The following is an 18746-nucleotide window of genomic DNA, read 5'->3' as shown; positions in this document are numbered from 1 at the left end:
CTGCCATTCCGGCCAGATATACTGCTTCCCGGCCTTGATCATTTGGAAATTTGAGTATTGTTTTTTTCATATCTTCCCATTTTTCCTGATCGGGCCTTCTTTTGTCACCTCACTTTCTCAATTGGTAAAACACGAGTATTTGGAAACCAATTTGCTCGTGTTTCAAAACTGTGTGATTGCCAATTCCGCCAATCGGGCGATTGAACCCCTGATTCGAGCGGCAACCCCAGAAGCCGAAATCCGGTTTTCAAACTGCATCATCTTCAACAATCGCATCCCTCTAAAACTTGATTCGGCCCGGTTTCGCAATAAACCGGCTCGCATTGTGGTGGATCACTGTAGCTTTTTGATCAACTGGGCCTATAACCCGGACCCGGAAACGAGCAATCCAGCGAGTCTGGAAATTGGCTCTAAAGACGCCGCCGGTGAAATCCTGATCACCAATAACCTGTTTTATTCAAATTTCGGCGGTGCGATTCTGGCGCTGGGCGGGCCGCCGATGGTGGTTTCAAACAATAATTTTGTTGGAAACGGGTTGTTGCATGGTCAGAGTGAATCGGATGCAGTGGTCATGATTATCTCCGCTGGAGGTCGCAAACAGCCGATTTCGGTGGGGATGATTGGTGATGTGCCGCTGGTGAAAGACGGTTCGGGCAACGTGTCAATGACTCCGGGGATTCCGCTGGCGCTTGATCAAGTCAAAACCGTGGATTCAAGCACGGTCAAAGCCGAAGCGTCCTGGCAAAATGAAGTCCGTCGCCTGCTGGGCATGAACCTGCAAGGGGGCCGGGTTGAGATTAAGAATTATGCCCCAAAGAAAGAATATGACCCGGCAAACCCACCGTTTCCGACCAAAAACGAAGCTGAAAAATATGGTGCCCAACTGGGCGGAGCCCGGTGAGTTCTTTTTGAACTGAAGCTCCGAGTTTTCAAAATCCCCGCCGGGTTTGGATTTCGGGCCGCGGATGGTACAAAGACTGAATCTTCTTCTTTGGGAGTGATGAAATTCCAGTGATTCAATCTTTGCTTGATGCGGCTCTTTCTGCCCGGCAGGAGTTGTTTGACTCGCGCCACGAAGCGGCAGTTCGGATATTGAACGGTTTTACCGAAGGGTGCCCGGCGTTGGTGGTGGATCTGTTTGCCCAAACCCTGGTCATTCATAATTATGCCGACCCGCCTGACACCGCCGCAGATTTGATGGTCGAAGTGAAAGAGTTCTTGCTTTCGCGCCTGCCCTGGGTTCGTGCCGTCGTGCTCAAAATCCGACATGGCCAGACTGATTCCGAACGGAATGGAACTCTGATTTTTGGTGAAAAACCCGACCGAAAAATCCGTGAACATGGCGTCTGGTATGCAATTGACCTGATGATGAACCGGGATTCGAGCTTTTATGCCGATACCCGGGACCTCCGGGCCTGGGCCAAGGCACACCTGGAAGGGAAAACGGTTCTGAACCTGTTTGCCTACACGGGGAGTCTGGGTGTCGCGGCCCAGGCTGGTGGCGCCTCGCGCGTCGTTCAGCTTGACCTGAGTCGCCGGTTTTTGAACGTTGCCAAAGAATCCTGCACGTTGAACGGGTTCCCCATCCGCAAATCGGATTTTATCGTCGGTGATTTCTGGCCGAAAATCAGTTTTCTAAAACGAAGCGGTCAGTTGTTTGATTGTGTCCTGCTTGACCCGCCATTTTTTTCAAGTACTTCAAAAGGTACTGTCCAAACCCAAAACGAAACCCCTCGCCTGATCAATAAAGTTCGACCTCTCGTTCAAGACGGAGGCGCTTTGGTCGTCGTCAACAATGCGTTGTTTCTTTCTGGCGCCGAGTATATCCACACGCTGGAAAAGCTTTGTGAGGATGGGTACCTTTCGATTGAACGCTTCATTCCCGTGCCGGCGGACTTTGCTGGCTATCCCGAGACCACTGTTACCCCGTTTCCGGTAGATCCAGCACCATTTAACCATCCCACCAAAATTACCGTGTTGCGGGTGCGAAGGAAGGGATGAGGGATGAAGGATGAGGGATGAAATAAAACCAATTCTTCAACCCAACGTCTTTAGCCCTATTTTGTCCCACTTCAGACTTTTCTTTTTCCTGGCTGAAGGCTATGGTTTGGCTATTCTCTAAATTCATTCCCGTCCCAACCACATCAGCCTTTCAATAAAGGAGAAATTAGAATGGTGAGCCGACAACTGGATATGAGTGCCTTTCGAACATCAATGCCAGGTAAATGGATTGGGCTGATGCTGGTAATGGTCGTCATTCTGGCCAGTGCCGCCTGTACCAACCATCAGGGAAATGTCAAAAACTTCATTGAAAAGGACGCTGTTTATCAGGGTTTGATTTCGGGTGGAAAGGTCAAAGTGGGTGATATCACGATCAATCACCAGAACCGAATCAAGACTGGGAAAAAGAGTTATCGTTATGAATACACGTTCACCGCGAAAATTGAAAATTTGACTGACTACGAGACCATCCAGAATGGGCTTCGGTTTCAGCACAAAAAAGGGGAAACCGAGTCGTTGAAAGGGAACTGTAGTTCAAAAGGTGACGGGAAAATCCAGTACGAGTCGGTGAACACGCCGGAACGATTGATTAAGTAAACCAGTCAGTAGTCAGTAGTCAGTAGTTCACTAAATTTATTTGATTGAATTACTTGACTAAGTATTTCCTGGGAGCGCCGGCATCCTGCCAGCATCAATCAGTTAATCTTCAATCTATGCCGGCAAGATGCCGGCGCTCCCAGCAAGATTTCTTTTTCTGAAAATCTATAACTTAACAGGCTTTGGCGATTTTTTCCCCAGACCTTCAGCCCTCAACCCCATAAGCGCCAGGATGAGGAAACAAAGCTTGATCTGGACAAGGGGACAAGGGGACAAGGAGAAAAAATATTCTCCCGCTCCTAACGTTGGTCGGAGGATCTCCTCGTCTCCTTGTCTCAAACAGGCTCACATTTCCTTATCCTGGCGCTTATGGCCCTCAGCCCTTCATTATGACTTTTATTCAAACTGCTGACTTATTTTTGCCACTTCAACAGGAACTGGTTGCTCTGCTGCGAAGCCTTGCTCCGGCTGACTGGTCAAAACCGACCGTCGCTGGCACCTGGACGGTCAAAGACGTGGTCACCCACATTCTGGATGGTGACCTGCGCCGACTCTCGATTCATCGGGATGGGTATTTTCCTCCATCACCGGCTGGACCTCCTGGAAGTTACGCTGAACTGGTTGGGTTCTTAAATTCCTTGAACGCCACCTGGGTGCAGGCGACACAGCGGCTTAGCCCGCGAATGCTCACCGACTTGCTGGAATGGGCCGGGCCACAGGTGGCTGAATTCTTTCTGTCGCTCCCACCCGATGGCGAAGCCATTTTCCCGGTGGCCTGGGCGGGTGAAGATTCATCTCGAAACTGGATGGATATTGGCCGCGATTTTACTGAAAAGTGGCATCATCAGGCCCAGATTCGCGATGCGGTTGGGGCGCCGTTGTTGCTGGAACGCAAATGGCTTTATCCGGTGCTGGATCTTTCGATGTATGCCCTGCCTTATGCCTTTCGAGGGACACTGGCTCCGACCGGACACGTTCTCAATGTGTTTATCAGTGGAGATGCCGGAGGTGAATGGCACCTGCTCCGGCGGGATGCAAGCTGGCAGTTGGGGGCTGGCGCCCAGGCTGGCGCCCAGGCGAGCGTCCGGCTTGATACCAACACGGCCTGGAGGCTTTTTAGGGAGTCGGATGGAAATATCATACCACCAGGGTTCAGGGTTCAGGGTTCAGGGTAGGCTAATCCAACTTGAGCCGTAACCGCCGGTTTCCTGGTACTCATCTTGAGCGGAACCCGTTGCTTCATCGCCTCAAACCCTGAACCCTGTTTCATTGGGATTTTATTTTCTTCTGGGTCCCTTAGTTTTGAGTCAGTTGTCAGTTGTTCGCAAAGCAATAACACCATAAATCTCATCAAAAGAAGATCATTCATCCCCAATTAATACTCACCACAGAGGACACAGAGGAACGCAGAGGAATGCTCATTGATTTACCTCTGTGTTCCTCTGTGTCCTCTGTGGTTCAAAATCAGGATCAAATTCCCGATTTGAAATAATGATTCGTCCAAAGTGTCAACGCGTTGACAGTGATATAATCTATTCAATTCAAAAGGGTTAAGTGAGGAAACTCATTTGAGCATCTCCCCAGTTCCGAAGCCGGATTTTGCCCCTGGTTTGACACCTGACCGCAAGCTCCATATTGTTGGGCAGACTTTCGTTTGCAATGAAATACTTGTCTTCGCCAACAGGCAAGTGATTCAATCAGGTAAACTTAGTGAACTACTGACTACTGACTACTGACTACTGACTATTGACTACAAACTTGTATTAGAACCAACCTTCGTAAAATCCCCAACTCTCAAAGGATGGTGCCGCAATGCCTGCCAAACGAATCGTGATTATCGGCGGTGGATTTGCCGGTGTGAAATGCGCCGAAGTACTGCGGTCAAAATTACGCCCGTCCGAATATGAAATTGTGCTCTTTAATCGTGAAAACCACATGGTCTTTCACCCGTTGCTGGCTGAAGTCGTTGGTGCCTCCCTGAGTCCTTCGGATATTGCCGCTCCGTTGCGTCGGGTGCTTCCAAAGGTGAAATGTCGAACTGAAGATGTGCTCAGCGTAGACCTGGCCAATTCGCAGGTTGAATTTGAAGGCGAAGACAGTCGCTCCCGATTCCTTGAATATGCCCATCTGGTGCTGGCCTGTGGTTCAATTGCCAATTTAAGCACCGTCCCCGGCATGGCTGACCATGCATTTCCGCTCAAAACCATTGGCGACGCCATTGCCCTGCGAGCGCACGTGTTGCGGCAACTTGAAAAAGCTGATGTGTGCGACGACCCGGAACGGAAAAAGCAGTACCTTTCCTTTATTGTTGTGGGTGGTGGATTTAGCGGTGTGGAGGTCGCCGGCGAAATCAACGACCTGGCCCGGAGCAGTGCCCACATTTTTTCAAGCATTGAGAAGTCTGAAATCCAGGTCACGGTTGTGCATTCGCAGCCTCAGGTATTGCCTGAAATGTCTCCGACGCTGAGGGACTTTGCGCTTGAAAAAATGAAGAAAGCTGGAATTAATGTCATCCTGAACCGTCGCGCTAAACTGGCGACTGCCAACGGCGTGCGGTTGGATAATGACGACCGCGTTCGTGGCGGAACCATTGTCTGCACCGTGGGAACATCCATGTCACCGATTGTGGAGCGCCTCAAAGTTGAAAAAGACAAAGGCCGCCTGATAACCGAATCCGATATGCGGCTGGTTGGGTCGAGTAATGCCTGGGCGATTGGGGATTGTGCCCGGATTCCAAATGCCTTCGACAGTCAGCTTTCACCGCCAACGGGTCAGTTTGCCGAGCGACAGGGAAGACAGGTTGCGCTCAATATCATTCGGTCGCTCCGCAATGAACCGACCCAGCCTTTTTCGCATCGGCCATTGGGCCAGTTGTGCTCGATTGGCGGTCATGTCGGTGTGGCTGAAATGTTTGGGTTGCAATTTTCCGGGTTTGTGGCCTGGTTTATCTGGCGCGGGGTGTATTTGTTTAAGCTCCCAAGCTGGTCCCGACGAGTCAAAGTTGGGTTTGACTGGGCCTTCAACTTACTCTTTTTCCGGGACTTGACTCATTTCCGAGTCAATCAGACCGAACGGGTATCCCGCGCCTATTTCCAACCCGGCGATTATGTCTTTTGCCAGGGCGACCCGGCGACCAATTTCTATGTGATTGAAAAGGGTGAGGTCGAGGTTTTGCGCAAACATTCCCCAGAAACTCCCGAAGAACTGGTGGCCGTGCTCGGTGAAGGCTCGTTTTTTGGCGAAATGGCCTTGATCAATAATCAACCGCGAAGCGCCAGCATCCGGGCGAAAACGGCGGTTGAAGCCATTGTTTTGGGTCGGAATGTGTTTACCCAGGTGTCGCGGGCTCTGGCACCGCTCCGTCGGGTGTTGACCGAAGCTGTGAACCAACGCAGTGGACGAAACTGGCAAAACCAGCCGATGGTCCGTGAGGCGCTTGGGCAAATTTCAGTGCTGGATATCACCACCCAAACCGGGCAGATGTTCATTCGACCTGACCAGACGCTGGCGGATGTGCTGGCCCTTTTTGATCAATATCATCCTGATTTTTGCCTGGTTTCACCCGATAAATCCCGCCTGGATGGAATCCTCACCCGGACGGAGTTGTTGCGGGCGCTCGAAATGGGCCTTGGTCGGAGTGCCCTGGTCCAGGAATTTCATCGAAAAGATCCGATTGTGGTGGTGGCCACTGAAACGGCTCTGGCCGCGGCTGACCTGATGCGTGAAAACAGTGTGAGCTGGCTCCCGGTGATTGCTGATAAAACTGAGCGGCAACTCAAAGGAGTTGTTCGGGCACAATCTTTTGTCTCCCAGGTCATGAAAGCCACCGGGATGGGGGCAGCTTCCTAAAGTGAAATATTTATCTGAAATGCTGATAGAAGCAGTGACAATTCACTTCCTGACCAAAAAAAAACTCCGAATAATGAATGGTTTAGAGCCAGGTCATTCTTCGGAGTTCCCAATAAAAGAAGAGTCGAAGGGGAAAACTATGAGAGCAATGCGGGAATTAAGAACCTCTCGCCGCTTTCTGTCAAGTTGCTGGTGAGCCCACCAGTTACGCGGCTGATCGGTTGCGAAGCGATTGAAGCGCCTGGGTGGCCTGTTTGATCAACCCGGTTGCTTCTGGCCTGGAGCTTGAGCTGGAATAGTACCCATACCCATAATCCTTGTGTTTGGTTGGAACATCATTGAGAACCACACCCAAAAGCCGGGCATTCACCGCCTGTAATCGGCGGGTCGCTTGCCGGACCAGATCCCGTCGTGAAAAATTGGATCTGGTGACCAGCACCACGCTGTCTACCATCCGCGACAAAATCAAGGCATCGGCAAACATCAGCAGCGGTGGGGTGTCAACAATCACGTAATCATACGCATTGACCAGGTTTTCGAGCAGATTATACATTCGAAACGATCCCAACACCTCGGTGGAATTTGGCGGAATCGGACCACCACAAATGACATCCAGGTTATTGACACTGGTTTCCGTGATGATTTGAGCCGACTGACACAGTCCGGTCAGGTATTGTGAAAGACCAAACTCGGGGCGAACCGAGAACAAATTATTCAGGCTGGGCTTGCGCAAATCGCAATCGAGCAGAACCACTGTGGCACCGGTTTGAGCCAGCGAAATAGCGGTATTGACGGCGGTCGTGGTTTTACCTTCAGTGGGAACACCGCTGGTGATCTGGATGACCCGGTTTCGATAGTCAGTTGAGACTGAAAGCAGGAGTGATGTCCGGAACTGCCGGAAAGCCTCGCCAACCAGTGAGTTTAATGTGGCGGTTGCCACCAGATGCTGGACTTTGGCTGGTGCCAGTTCCTTCTTTTCTTCCTTGGCCTCAAGGCTGGATTTCCCGGTTGTCAAAACTTTGATTGGTTTTTCAGACAGTGTCTGGGGTGAAGAACTATCAATTCTGGGGATTTCGCCCAGGGTTGGCATTTGAACAAACTGGTCAATGTCTTCCTGGGTGACGATCCGATTGTCAAATTGGGAGCGAGCCACGGCCAGTGCCGAGGCACCAAACAGGGACCCGATAAAAACCAGTGCCAGGGTAAATGGCACATGGGGGCTGACCGGGTTTTTGGGCATGGTGGCCAGGCTGGAAATTGACACATTGTTGGCTTCTGAACTGGCTGTAATTTCAGCTTCTTTGGCCTGGGTCAGGAGTGATTTATAGAGTTCTTTCTTGGTATTGATTTCTTCTTGCCGGATTCGGTAGTTGACAGCCTTTTCGTTCTGTAACAGAGCCAGCCCCATTTGTTTGGCATATTCGTTTCGAAGCTTGTCTTCGCGTTCCTTCGAAGCCGTGTACCGGCTTTGGATTGAATCCATGATATTTTTTTGAGTCGTGCTCAAGTCCCGTTGAACCTGAGCAATTGTCTGGTTAATTTGCTGGACTTCGGGCCAATCCTCGGTGTATTCAACCAGCAATTCGGCTTTCTTTTGGTTGAGGGTGGTCAAGCGCTCGCGCAGGGCCTGGATTCCGGGATGATTAATGATGTCTGGGAGCCTTTCCGGCGGCGTGTTTTTGGCCGTGAGGACTTCGGATTCGACCTGGATGCGTGACCCTTCAGCTTCGACCAGTTGGCGATTGAGCATAATCAGCCGCTCGGCCACCGTGTTTTGGGTTGGTTCCAGAGAGACAATCTCATTCATTTTGCCATAGGCGATCATACCCGTTTCGGCATCATTGATATCGAGTTGGAGGTCAGTCAGCCGTTTTTGGAGGAATTCAGATTTGTTCTTTGAAGTCCGAACCCGAAAATTGAGGTTATTTTTGATGTAGGTTTCAGCGACGCTGTTGGCAATTTGGGCAGCCAGAACCGGATCCGTATGTTGATACATCACTTTGATCAACCGGGTACGGGGCACTGGTGCCACACGCAGGTGATCGGTTAACTCTTTCACCAGGGCTTCGTTCACTGGTTTTTGATCTTCTGATTGATCAGGTGTGGAAGCGGCCCCTGAGGCGATCAGTCCATTTGGTGCGGTCTGGTCTTCACTCGGGTGATCATTTGAATGACCCAACAGTGCCCCGGTGAGTGTGGTTGGTCCAGTGACCGGGAATTGCGGGTTTTGGTCCCACTGATAACTCCGAATGGTTGTCCGAACATTTTCAGGGCTCACAATGAGTTTAAGCTGAGTATTGAAATAATCTGGGTCAACCCGGTTTGGCGTCAGGGATTGGTCCTGGCCAAAGGCCATTTGAGTTGATTCGGGATCAATTTGGAGCGTGGCGGTGGCTTCATAGGTGGATTTGGTCCCCGATAGCCCATAGGCGGTGACCGCGAGGGCCAGCACTACAAAGAGTAAAATAAATCCTTTATAACGCGAGATGGCCTGAACGATTTGGCGAAGGCTCAACGGAGTTGAAGCCGGTGCCGAAAAACCAGATATGACAGGATTTTGCCAACCCGCTGGTGCCGGGATTTCGTCGCTTCTGGCTGGAAGTTGATAGGGGGACGCGACCACCGGCGTCTGGCAATTTGAGTCTAATACTGTCAATGCTGATTCATTTGAGTTATTTGCAAACATAGCAGCCTCCAAAATCTGGTTCATTCTATAAGGGCCAACAGGTATACAAATCCACTGTGATTTCTTGCCACTGGTTGCTGATTGTATCAATCTCGTTGATTGGCGCAGGCAAACTCAAGGTTCAGGTTTGGCAACCGTCTGGTTTTGTATTTCTGGGGAGATGAAGTGCAAATCTTGTTCCAGCTTTCCTGATTTTTGTTGCTCGTGGGGGATTCCGGAGTTGTGCAAAAAAATATTTTCCGCACCTGGCGCGGAGAATTCCCTGGTTGGAAGATTCAAAACCTGGATGGAAAAAAAGACTGACTCCAAATGGCATCTCATTTGCACTTCTCTGGGCAAACACGAAGGGTACGTTTGAACTTGAAAAGACAAATCCAGATTCGTCCCTTCATACTTTTGAAAAAAGGTTGAACCACTATGCACGCGACAAAACTCTTTATTCTCCGATACCGGTTGTTTTTCATCATTTTATTGCACTCGGTCATCTATTTCGGAGCGTATTTGGCTGCCTTTTGTGCCAGGTTTGAATTTCAGTACAGCACCGAAGAGGTTGGCTTTCCATTTTGGAAAACGGTCTGGGCCGTCATTTTAGTGAAATTGCTGGTCGGCATTGGGTTTTCTGGGTATCGGGGCTGGTGGAAATATGTCAGTTTAAATGACATGCTGTGCATTGCCAATCAGGTAACCGTTGGCTCACTGGTGTTACTGGGAATTCGCCTGGTCCTGCCAGATACATTTACGGTACCGGTGGGCGTAATTTTGATTGATTGGGCCTTTGCCTTTGTGGCCTTAATGAGTGTTCGCGTGTCGCTCCGGTTTTTTAAAGAAAAAGTCCAAACCCGGTTTGTACAAGTCTTTTGTACACCCAAAGAAGCATCAGTGATTAAGCAAACCAGCATTGTCATCGTTGGTGCCGGTGATGCCGGGGAAGCTCTGGTCCGAGAAATCCAGGCTCATCCAGAACTCAACCTCACCGTCCTTGGATTTTTGGACGATGACCCTCACAAGGCTGGTGCCCGCATTCATCAAATCCCAGTGCTCGGCACCATCCGAGACGCAAAAAAAATTTCACAACTGTATGATTTTCAACGATTTCTGATTGCTGCTCCGAGCGCAACTCAGAAACAGATGCGCCAGATTGTTCGGGAACTCAGCTATACCAGGATTCCCTATCAAATCCTGCCTTCCTATGATCAACTGGTCAGCGGGCGAGTGATGGTTTCGCAAGTCAGGGAAGTCCAGATTGAAGACCTGCTCCATCGTCAGCCCGTGCAAACCGACCTGGCATCTATTGGAAAGCTGATTCGAGGAAAAGTGGTGATGGTAACCGGTGCTGGCGGCAGTATCGGTTCTGAATTGTGCCGGCAGATCATGACATTGGACCCTTCCTGCCTTGTTTTAGCCGAACAGGCGGAAAATAGCCTCTTTTATATCGAGCAGGAACTGATTCGCACCTTCAAAGACAAAGCAACACACATTGTTCCTGCCATTGTGGATATCACTGACCGGTCCCGACTCAAGAAACTGTTTCATCACTACCAGCCGGAGTTTGTTTTTCATGCTGCGGCCCATAAGCACGTGCCGATGATGGAGTGCAATCCATCTGAAGCCGTCAAGAACAATATTTTCGGAACCAAGAATGTCGTGGATCTGTCACATGCATTTGGGTGTCAGGCATTTGTCATGATCTCGACCGATAAAGCAGTCAACCCGACCAGCGTGATGGGCACCACCAAGCGCGCGGCTGAACTTTATATCCAGGGAATGAATCGGATATCGGCCACCCGGTTTATTACGGTTCGCTTTGGAAATGTGCTTGGCAGTGCTGGGAGTGTTATTCCAACCTTTAAAGACCAGATCCGTCGCGGCGGGCCAGTCACGGTCACCCATCCGGAAATGAACCGATACTTTATGACCATTCCCGAAGCCGTTCAGTTGGTGCTCCAGTCTTTTGCGCTTGGCCGGGGCGGAGAAATTTTCACGCTGGATATGGGCGAACCGGTCAAAATTGCCGATCTGGCCTATGATCTGATCCGCCTGTCGGGTCTGCGTCCACACGAAGATATTGACATTGTCTACACCGGGCTTCGGCCTGGAGAAAAATTGTACGAAGAGTTGTATCTCGACTCGGAAAATACCCGCCCGACCAGCCATCCCAAAATTGTCGTGGCCAATTGTCCCGGAATCAACTTCGAAAAAATCTCTCAGAAATTGAGCACAGTGCCGCATAACCTGAACACCTGTCATCCACTCAGCATTAAACTTTGGCTCAAGAGCATTGTGAAGGAATACCAGATTGATTTGTCAAAGGTGGATAGTGGTGAACTGGCAGCCTGGATGAAAACCGACACCACGATAGACGCGAGTTTTGAAAATTTTCCTACTGAGCTGGAAGGGTTACAGTTTCCGTTAACAATGTAAAAGCAGGGTTCAGGGTTCAGGGTTCAGGGTTCAGGGTTCAGGGAAATACAATTTTCTCAACGATTTAGCCGTTTGTTAGTGCGAGGTGTTCATTGCAAAATGGTCTAACAAGCCGGGAGAGGGTTTGTAAAAACATAAAGGACGAAAAGAACCCTGAACCCTGAACCCTGAACCCTGAACCCTGAACCCTGAACCCTGAACCCTGAACCCGCAATCGTCTTACTTTCTCAACAACACCCCCAGAGATGTGAGGGCCTATGCCATCAATTCGTCGCAACTTCCAGTGGACACTGGTTGGAAATAGTATTTTTGCCCTGTCACAGTGGCTGGTGTTGGTGATCATTACCAAACTGGGCAATCCGGAACTGGTCGGTATCTACGCACTGGGACTGGCCGTGACAACCCCCATTTTTTCATTTGCGAATTTGAATTTGCGAGCCGTGCAGTCCACCGATGCCAGTCACCGGTTTGCCTTTTCCGACTATGTGACAGTGAGACTGGTGACTTCACTCCTGGCATTGATGGGGATTGCGATAGTGGTTTTGATCACGCCGTATTCCGCCGAAGTTCAACTGGTAATCCTGGGTATTGCCGGGGCAAAGTTCTTCGAATCGTTCAGCGATATTGTGTATGGAAAATGGCAATTGGATGAAGCCATGCATCACATTTCGATCTCGATGATGTTGCGTGGAGTTTCAACGGTTCTGATTGCGTGGATTGTCTTTTTTCTGAGCCACAGTCTGGTCGTGACCGTGGCGGCCATGGCGTGTGTCTGGTGCCTGATTCTGATTGGGTTTGATGTGCCGATGATCAATTTACGATCCTCGCAACTGAAAACCCGGAACCCAAAACCCGGACAAGGAGACACGCAGACACGCAGACACGGGGATTTTATTTCTCCCTCAGCCCTCAGCCCTTCGGAAACCCGGAATCCGCTCACTTCCCTCATTTGGCTGGCGCTTCCGCTTGGCGCAGTCATGCTGCTCAATACCCTGAATGTCAATTTGCCCAGGTATTGGGTTGAACGCCATCTTGGATTGCAACACCTTGGAATCCTCGCCGCTTTGTTTTCTCTGGTTCTGGTGGGAACCACTCTGATCAATGCCCTGGGTCAGGCTGCCAGCCCCAGACTGGCAAAATTCTATGCCGCTGGCCGAAAACGGGACTTTGTCCGATTGCTGACATTGCTGGCTGGCTGTGCTTTGGTCATTGGAATCGGCGGTGTCCTTGGTGCCTTTCTTTTTGGACCGCCTGTGGTGTCCTTATTATTTACTCCCCAATATGCTGCCCAGGCTCATCTTCTGATCTGGGTGATGGTATATGGACTGGTGACCTATTTCAGTTCGGTTGCCGGGTATGGAGTCACCGCCGCTCGTTTTTTTCGGATTCAGGTGCCGTGCAATGGGATTGAAACGCTTTGCCTCGTTGGCGGATGCACAGTTCTGATTCCCCAATTTGGACTGATTGGCGCCATTTGGAGCAGTATCCTGGCGGCAATGGTGCATGCGGGACTGAAGTGTGCCACCCTTTGGGTTGCCGTCCGACGATGCGAAGAACACTCTCAGAGCCCAGACCCGGTTATTTCGGAAAAAGTGACGCCCATTCGGATTCTCCATGTCTTTGGGCAGATGAATCGGGGTGGTGCCGAAATGCGGACAGTTGAGCTGCTCAAATCCCTCAACCCGTCGGAATTTGAGTTTCACTTTGCCACGCTGTCAGGATTACCTGGCGATCTGGATGAAGAAATTTCCAGCCTGGGCGGGGTGGTTCATCCAATCAGGTTGAGCGCTCAATTTCCGCTTCAGTTCTATCGCTTGATGAAAGCGGTTCAGTGTCAGGTCGTTCATTCGCACGTCCATTATTTTTCGGGTGCAGTTTTATTCATTGCCCGTCTGGCCAGAGTCCCGATCCGAATTGCCCACTTTCGAAGCGTTTCAGATGGGCGGATTCCGACTCTTTCCCGCCGGATTCAGACCGCTGTCATGAGCTGGTTGATTGACTGTTTTGCAACCAACATTCTGGCTGTTTGTCAGGGGGCGATGGATGCTTCCTGGAAACAATGGCAATCCGACAACCGGTGTGAGGTGGTCTATAACGGGCTTGATACCTCCCGGTTTCAGGGGCCGTCAGACCGACAGGGGGTATGTCGGGAATTCGGACTCGACCCGGAGTCTCCTTTTTTTATCCACGTTGGGCGGATGGATCCGGCCAAAAACCATGTTCGACTGATGACAATTTTTCACCAGGTCCTGCATCGTCTTCCTGCCGCCAGACTGGTGCTTGTCGGCAGGACAACACCGGATATCCAGTTGCAAGTAAACCAGTTAGCTGAAACGCTGGGCATTGCGGACCGGCTTGTTTTTGCCGGAGTGAGAACCGATGTGCCGCGACTGCTCAAAGCCGCCGACCTGATGATATTTCCTTCACGATGGGAAGGGCTACCGGGAGCAGTGCTTGAAGCCTGTGTGGCTGGAACGCCAGTTGTGGCCAGTAATTTGCCAGGAGTAAAAGAAATTGCTTCTGAAATTGGTCTGGTGTGGGAAGTATCGCTTGATGAGTCGGACGCACAGTGGGCTGACCGGGTGATGGACCTGTTTTACCAATCCCAATCCACCAGAAGTCGAGTCGCAAGCATGACGAAATTTGAGCAAAGCCATTTCAGCATTTCAGCCTGTCTTCAAGAACTTTATACCATCTGGCGCGGAGGAATCACCCATGCTTAACCCAACCCCAGTTTTTCAGAACTCATATCAGTCTTTTTCAGTTCTCCCGCTGACGGTTGACGCGCCGGCTGTCCCAGCCACCCAGCCTGAAAAGATGCCAGTCACGTTGCTGGCGCTGGCGCTGATGGGTTTCGGGATCGGAGTGGCGCTTGCCATTCAGGATACCTGGCTGAACCTTAGCTTCGATGATTTTTCATTTTGTATTTCACTCTGTGTTGGGGTGTGTCTGCTATGCACGGCCAGGCTGATCAAGGGCGGCGTTTCTTCGGCCTCATTTGTGTTTCTGGTTGTCTTTTCCGTGTTTCATTTTGGGGCGCTGGTCATTTTTGGGCTTGGGATTCCATTTTCGGATGCCCAAAATCACACGTTGCAGCAATGGTTTTTTACTTCAGATACCCAACTGGGCGCCTATCTATCCCTGCTTGGGTTGCTGGGCGCGACGCTGGGGGCGTTCCTTGGTCAGATGAAATTTGGTAGGCAGCAACGGCAGGCATTTCCTTTACTGGAGTCAACCGACCGATTTGCGGGGTTGCTTGGCGTGGCCATTCTAATGACCTGTCTGGTGGCCTGGTTTGGCAGCGTTTGGGCCGCTGGGGGAAGCAGCATTTTTACTGGTTCCTATGAATCATTTCTATTGGCCACCAGCGAAACCAATCTGTCCTGGCTCTATTTCGGAATTGGGTTTGGACTGGTGTGGCTGGCTTCCACGACGAATAAGCATTTGAAATGGGTTGGGCTTGGGGCTTTTGCTGCCTGGGCATTGATTGCCCTGCCGTTGGGACTTCGTGGAGAAGTTCTTTTTCCAGGTGTGACCTATTGGGTTCTCGCACGGCGATCAAGTTCTCAAAAATCGGTGTGGAAAGTCGCTGTATTGGGGTTGTGCCTGTTGTGCGGTATTTCGGCACTTCGTGTGATCCGCGAAGTTGGCGTCGAGCAGGTCAATCAGACTGTACTCACCGCCAGCCCCACCGAAGCCCTGGTGGAACTTGGAAGCTCGCTCCGGCCAGTTTCAGCCGTTGTTACCTGGACTGAAAATGGAGACGAATTTTTGAATGGTGCCAGTTATTGGGCACCCTTTGACCGGGCCCTGGTGTGGGTCGTTCCAGGATGGGGTCGGGTCAATGCCGAAGATGATGACCGGCTTCTCAATGTACAGGTCATGAAACGAGTTGGTCCCATTGGTTTTTCCCCAGTTGCCGAAGCCTATTACAATTTTGGTCCGCTGGGGGTTGTTATCGCGATGATGGTGACCGGCTGGCTGATTGGGTGGATCTCCGGATTTTCAGACTCACCGTTAAATCGGGCCCTGTTAGGCGTTACATTTCTTCCTGTGTTGATTCAAATTCGCAACAGCTTTGTGGCCGTGCCCTTCCAATTGATTGCTGGTTTGGTCACGGTGTGGGTGGTGTATTGGATTTGTGCCTGGACGGTTCAACGAAAGGCCGAAGTCGAACAGGTTGTCATCCCGGCACAATCAAAAGAATCCAAACCGTCTAATCCAAACGAAACAAAGAGGTTGTCATGAGAGTTAGCGTAACCCTTGAATTCCGATTCCAACAACTTACCGATGGCTCGGTGTGGACGCCCGGTTCATTTTCCTATCCTTTTTGGGAACGCTACCTCGAAGCTTTTGACACCGTGCAGGTGATTGCTCGTGTCAGGCCGGTCGCGTCAGTTCCCGCAGATTGGAAGCGCGCCGATGGCAAGAATGTCAGTTTTGCACCAATTCCGGACTATCACGGACCGCTCCAGTTTTTGATGCAGTCGCCACAGGTCATCCGGGCTGCTCGTGAGGCGATCAATGCTGACGATGCCGTGATTTTGCGAATTGGTTCTCAACTGGCGTCCTGTGTCGAGCCGGTTTTGACTCAGGCCGGCCACCCGTTTGGAGTCGAAGTGGTGGGCGACCCCTATGATGCCTTTTCCCCCAAAGCCATTCGCCATCCGTTGCGGCCCTTTTTCCGGTGGTGGTTTACTCGTGAACAACAGCGCCAGTGCCGAAATGCAAAGGCAGTCAGCTATGTGACAAAAGCCTATTTGCAACAAAGATATCCAGCCAGTGAGCAGTCTGTTCGATCATTTTATTCGAGTATTGAACTCACGCCCGACCGTTTTGTAACCAAAGAAACCATCATTGGCCGTTACTCACAGCGAATGCTCGAAATGGATCGCGAATACAGGCTCATTACATTGGCCAGCCTTGAACAAATGTACAAAGCTCCAGATGTCTTGATTGATGCTTGCGCACTGTGTCTTCAGGCCGGATACAACCTCCGGTTGGTGATTTGCGGTGATGGGAAATACCGTTCCAGCCTTGAAGCTCTGGCTCAAAAACGTGGAATCGCCGACCGGGTCGAATTTCACGGCCATGTAGCTGGTTTTGCCGCCGTTGCCAGGGAACTCGATCAGTCTGATGTCTTTGTCCTTCCATCACGAACTGAAGGTTTACCGCGAGCCCTCATCGAAGCTATGGCCCGCGGATTGCCTTGTATTGGATCAAACGTGGGCGGAATCCCGGAATTGTTACCTGAGAATTGTTTAGTCCCGGCAGGTGATGCTCTGGCACTCGCTCATCGCATTGGTGAATTTTTGGATCAGCCAGACTTGATGTTGAGGGGGGCGCTCCGCAACCTGGACCAGGCCCACGACTATGAAGAAGCCAAACTCCATCAGGCCCGGTTGGATTATTACAAAGCCGTTCGTGAAACAACCGAAGCCTGGGTAAGCACTCATGTTTTTCTGAAAGAGAGCAGCCTGAGACCAAATCAAGTCTTTGAATTGCAATAATATCAGTCAGTAGTCAGTAGTCAGTAGTCAGGTGTTGGGATTTGTGAGTTTTTGTCAAGTGTATTTGGTTCCATTTGGGTTATTTAGGAACACTTCTTTTCAAGAATTCCACGGATTCAACGATCCGGGTTTTGTCTACTGACTACTGACTACTGACTTATCAACTATAAAAGGAGGAGTTTATGAGAGTGCTACAATTGGTAAAAACCTCGGTTGGTGCTGCCTGGGCCTTATGTCAAATGCGGGAACTTGTCAGGCTCGGAATGGATGTTCATGTTGCACTCCCCTTTGATGATCCGAATTTTTCCTATGGCGGACCAATGGTTGAAAAATATCGGCTGGCTGGGGTCACTGTCCACGATCTGCAAACTGATTTCCCAATCCGAAAACCACATCGGTTCCCAGCCATGGCCAGGGAGTTTCGCCGCCTGGTTGACCAGATCAACCCTGATATCATCCATAGCCATTTTGTCGGGACAACGCTCACGATGCGGCTGGCCTTGGGAAAAACCTCAACTCCAATTCGGATTTTTCAGGTTCCAGGGCCGCTCCATTTAGAACATCCGTTTTTCCGAACTGCCGAAATTCTGACAGCCGGTCCATCTGATGTGTGGATTGGTTCCTGTACGTGGACGTGCCAACGCTATCAACAATCGGGAATTGATCCAAACCGGTTATTTTTGTCTTATTACGGAACCGATATTGATCACACTGTGCCCCAAAAAACCGGGAAACTCCGGCAGGAATTGGGTTTATCTGAAACTACCAAAATTGTGGGCATGGTGGCTTATTGTTATGGGCCGAAATGGTATGTCGGTCAAACACGCGGGCTCAAAGGGCATGAAGATTTGATTGATGCCCTGGCACTCTGTCTTGAAAGCAACCCAGATCTGGTCGGAGTGTTTGTCGGCGGGGCCTGGGCTGGGGCTGATGCCTACGCCGCCAAAGTGCAGGCGTATGGGCGGAAGAAACTGGGGAATAAAGCCATTTTTCTTGGAAACCGATCTGATGTTGCCGAACTCTATCCAGATTTTGACGTGGCAGTTCATCCGTCACATTCGGAAAACGTCGGCGGGGCCGCTGAATCGTTGATGTTGGGTGTTCCCACGATTGCCACCGATGTGGGAGGCTTTCCGGATCTGGTTATTCCTGGAAAAACCGGATGGTTGGTGCCCCCAAAAAACCCGCCCTGGCTGGCCTGTGCGATTCTCGACGTTTTGGAAAATCCAGATAAAGCCAGACGAAGGGCGCTCCAGGGCCAGGACCTGGCCCGAGAGCTGTTGAGCATTGACAACACGGCGCCGCAAATTGCTGATATTTATAGATTACTGGCAGAAAACCTCGGAATTCATTCCGAGGATGAATGCCGTCCGAATTTTCGTATTGCCAGCTTCCTAAAATCACAGTAATATTACCAGGTGTTTCCATGTGCGTTGCCTCTTTGCAATCCAAAGACACGATGTGGAAAGAGTTTGGTTCGACAGCGGCAGGGCTTGCCGTGAAGTGGCACGTGGAGGGAACTATGGAGATCCCAATGAAGCGTGAACCTGGGGAATCCTTCAGTGGTGGCCCCGTTCCTTTGTGTCAGTAACGGCATTGAGTTGTCACACAAGGGAATCCCCACAATTTATTGCGGGAAGGATGTCAATGGGATTTAATGAAGCGTAGCTCTAAATACTCGG

At 50.7% G+C, this 18746-nt stretch carries 11 protein-coding genes; 10 read left to right on the top strand and 1 reads right to left on the bottom strand.

The window, feature by feature from the left end; translation table 11 throughout:
* Window positions 1-151 precede the first annotated feature (151 nt).
* The 5 genes from HY774_06765 to HY774_06745 all read left to right on the top strand — a co-directional run bounded on the left by HY774_06765 (window position 152) and on the right by HY774_06745 (window position 6447).
* Complete coding sequence (locus HY774_06765; GenBank protein MBI4748173.1) at window positions 152-901, top strand: hypothetical protein; 750 nt, start codon at window positions 152-154, stop codon at window positions 899-901.
* A 104-nt stretch (window positions 902-1005) separates the two neighbouring features.
* A complete protein-coding gene (locus tag HY774_06760) occupies window positions 1006-2001 on the top strand; it encodes a class I SAM-dependent methyltransferase (GenBank protein MBI4748172.1) in 996 nt (331 codons plus the stop codon).
* Between the two features lie 171 nt (window positions 2002-2172).
* Entirely contained in the window at window positions 2173-2598 is a 426-nt protein-coding gene (locus HY774_06755; protein MBI4748171.1) for a hypothetical protein, read from the top strand.
* Between the two features lie 389 nt (window positions 2599-2987).
* A complete protein-coding gene (locus HY774_06750) occupies window positions 2988-3773 on the top strand; it encodes a maleylpyruvate isomerase N-terminal domain-containing protein (protein MBI4748170.1) in 786 nt (261 codons plus the stop codon).
* Window positions 3774-4410: 637 nt separating this feature from the next.
* Window positions 4411-6447, top strand: a complete 2037-nt coding sequence (locus tag HY774_06745; GenBank protein MBI4748169.1) for an FAD-dependent oxidoreductase — start codon at window positions 4411-4413, stop codon at window positions 6445-6447.
* Between the two features lie 205 nt (window positions 6448-6652).
* On the opposite strand, the gene HY774_06740 is transcribed toward HY774_06745, so the two are convergent.
* Window positions 6653-9133 carry a polysaccharide biosynthesis tyrosine autokinase gene (locus HY774_06740; protein ID MBI4748168.1) on the bottom strand — a complete coding sequence of 827 codons (2481 nt, stop codon included), beginning with the start codon at window positions 9131-9133 and terminating at the stop codon, window positions 6653-6655.
* Between the two features lie 417 nt (window positions 9134-9550).
* Between HY774_06740 and HY774_06735 the strand changes: the two genes are divergently transcribed.
* From HY774_06735 to HY774_06715, 5 genes are all read left to right on the top strand, one after another.
* A complete protein-coding gene (locus tag HY774_06735; GenBank protein ID MBI4748167.1) occupies window positions 9551-11554 on the top strand; it encodes a polysaccharide biosynthesis protein in 2004 nt (667 codons plus the stop codon).
* Between the two features lie 257 nt (window positions 11555-11811).
* Window positions 11812-14277, top strand: coding sequence for a glycosyltransferase (locus HY774_06730; protein ID MBI4748166.1), 2466 nt, complete (start codon window positions 11812-11814; stop codon window positions 14275-14277).
* Window positions 14270-15802 carry an O-antigen polysaccharide polymerase Wzy gene (gene wzy / locus HY774_06725; protein MBI4748165.1) on the top strand — a complete coding sequence of 511 codons (1533 nt, stop codon included), beginning with the start codon at window positions 14270-14272 and terminating at the stop codon, window positions 15800-15802. The genes HY774_06730 and wzy overlap by 8 nt, the downstream gene beginning before the upstream one ends.
* Complete coding sequence (locus tag HY774_06720) at window positions 15799-17064, top strand: glycosyltransferase family 4 protein (GenBank protein MBI4748164.1); 1266 nt, start codon at window positions 15799-15801, stop codon at window positions 17062-17064. The genes wzy and HY774_06720 overlap by 4 nt, the downstream gene beginning before the upstream one ends.
* Before the next feature lie 182 nt (window positions 17065-17246).
* Window positions 17247-18473, top strand: coding sequence for a glycosyltransferase family 4 protein (locus HY774_06715; GenBank protein ID MBI4748163.1), 1227 nt, complete (start codon window positions 17247-17249; stop codon window positions 18471-18473).
* The last annotated feature ends 273 nt before the right edge of the window (window positions 18474-18746 follow it).

The sequence above is a fragment of the Acidobacteriota bacterium genome (genome assembly GCA_016208495.1).
In the GTDB taxonomy this organism is placed as follows: domain Bacteria; phylum Acidobacteriota; class Blastocatellia; order Chloracidobacteriales; family Chloracidobacteriaceae; genus JACQXX01.
The sequence above is the reverse complement of the archived record's forward strand: the minus strand, read 5'-3'. Positions and strand labels throughout refer to the sequence as shown.

Excerpts from the sequence above, each read along its gene's own strand:
- HY774_06755 (MBI4748171.1), top strand. The coding sequence starts at position 2,173 with ATGGTGAGCCGACAACTGGATATGAGTGCCTTTCGAACATCAATGCCA.
- HY774_06750 (MBI4748170.1), top strand. The coding sequence starts at position 2,988 with ATGACTTTTATTCAAACTGCTGACTTATTTTTGCCACTTCAACAGGAA.
- HY774_06745 (MBI4748169.1), top strand. The coding sequence starts at position 4,411 with ATGCCTGCCAAACGAATCGTGATTATCGGCGGTGGATTTGCCGGTGTG.
- HY774_06740 (MBI4748168.1), bottom strand. The coding sequence starts at position 9,133 with ATGTTTGCAAATAACTCAAATGAATCAGCATTGACAGTATTAGACTCA.
- HY774_06735 (MBI4748167.1), top strand. The coding sequence starts at position 9,551 with ATGCACGCGACAAAACTCTTTATTCTCCGATACCGGTTGTTTTTCATC.
- HY774_06730 (MBI4748166.1), top strand. The coding sequence starts at position 11,812 with ATGCCATCAATTCGTCGCAACTTCCAGTGGACACTGGTTGGAAATAGT.
- wzy (MBI4748165.1), top strand. The coding sequence starts at position 14,270 with ATGCTTAACCCAACCCCAGTTTTTCAGAACTCATATCAGTCTTTTTCA.
- HY774_06720 (MBI4748164.1), top strand. The coding sequence starts at position 15,799 with ATGAGAGTTAGCGTAACCCTTGAATTCCGATTCCAACAACTTACCGAT.
- HY774_06715 (MBI4748163.1), top strand. The coding sequence starts at position 17,247 with ATGAGAGTGCTACAATTGGTAAAAACCTCGGTTGGTGCTGCCTGGGCC.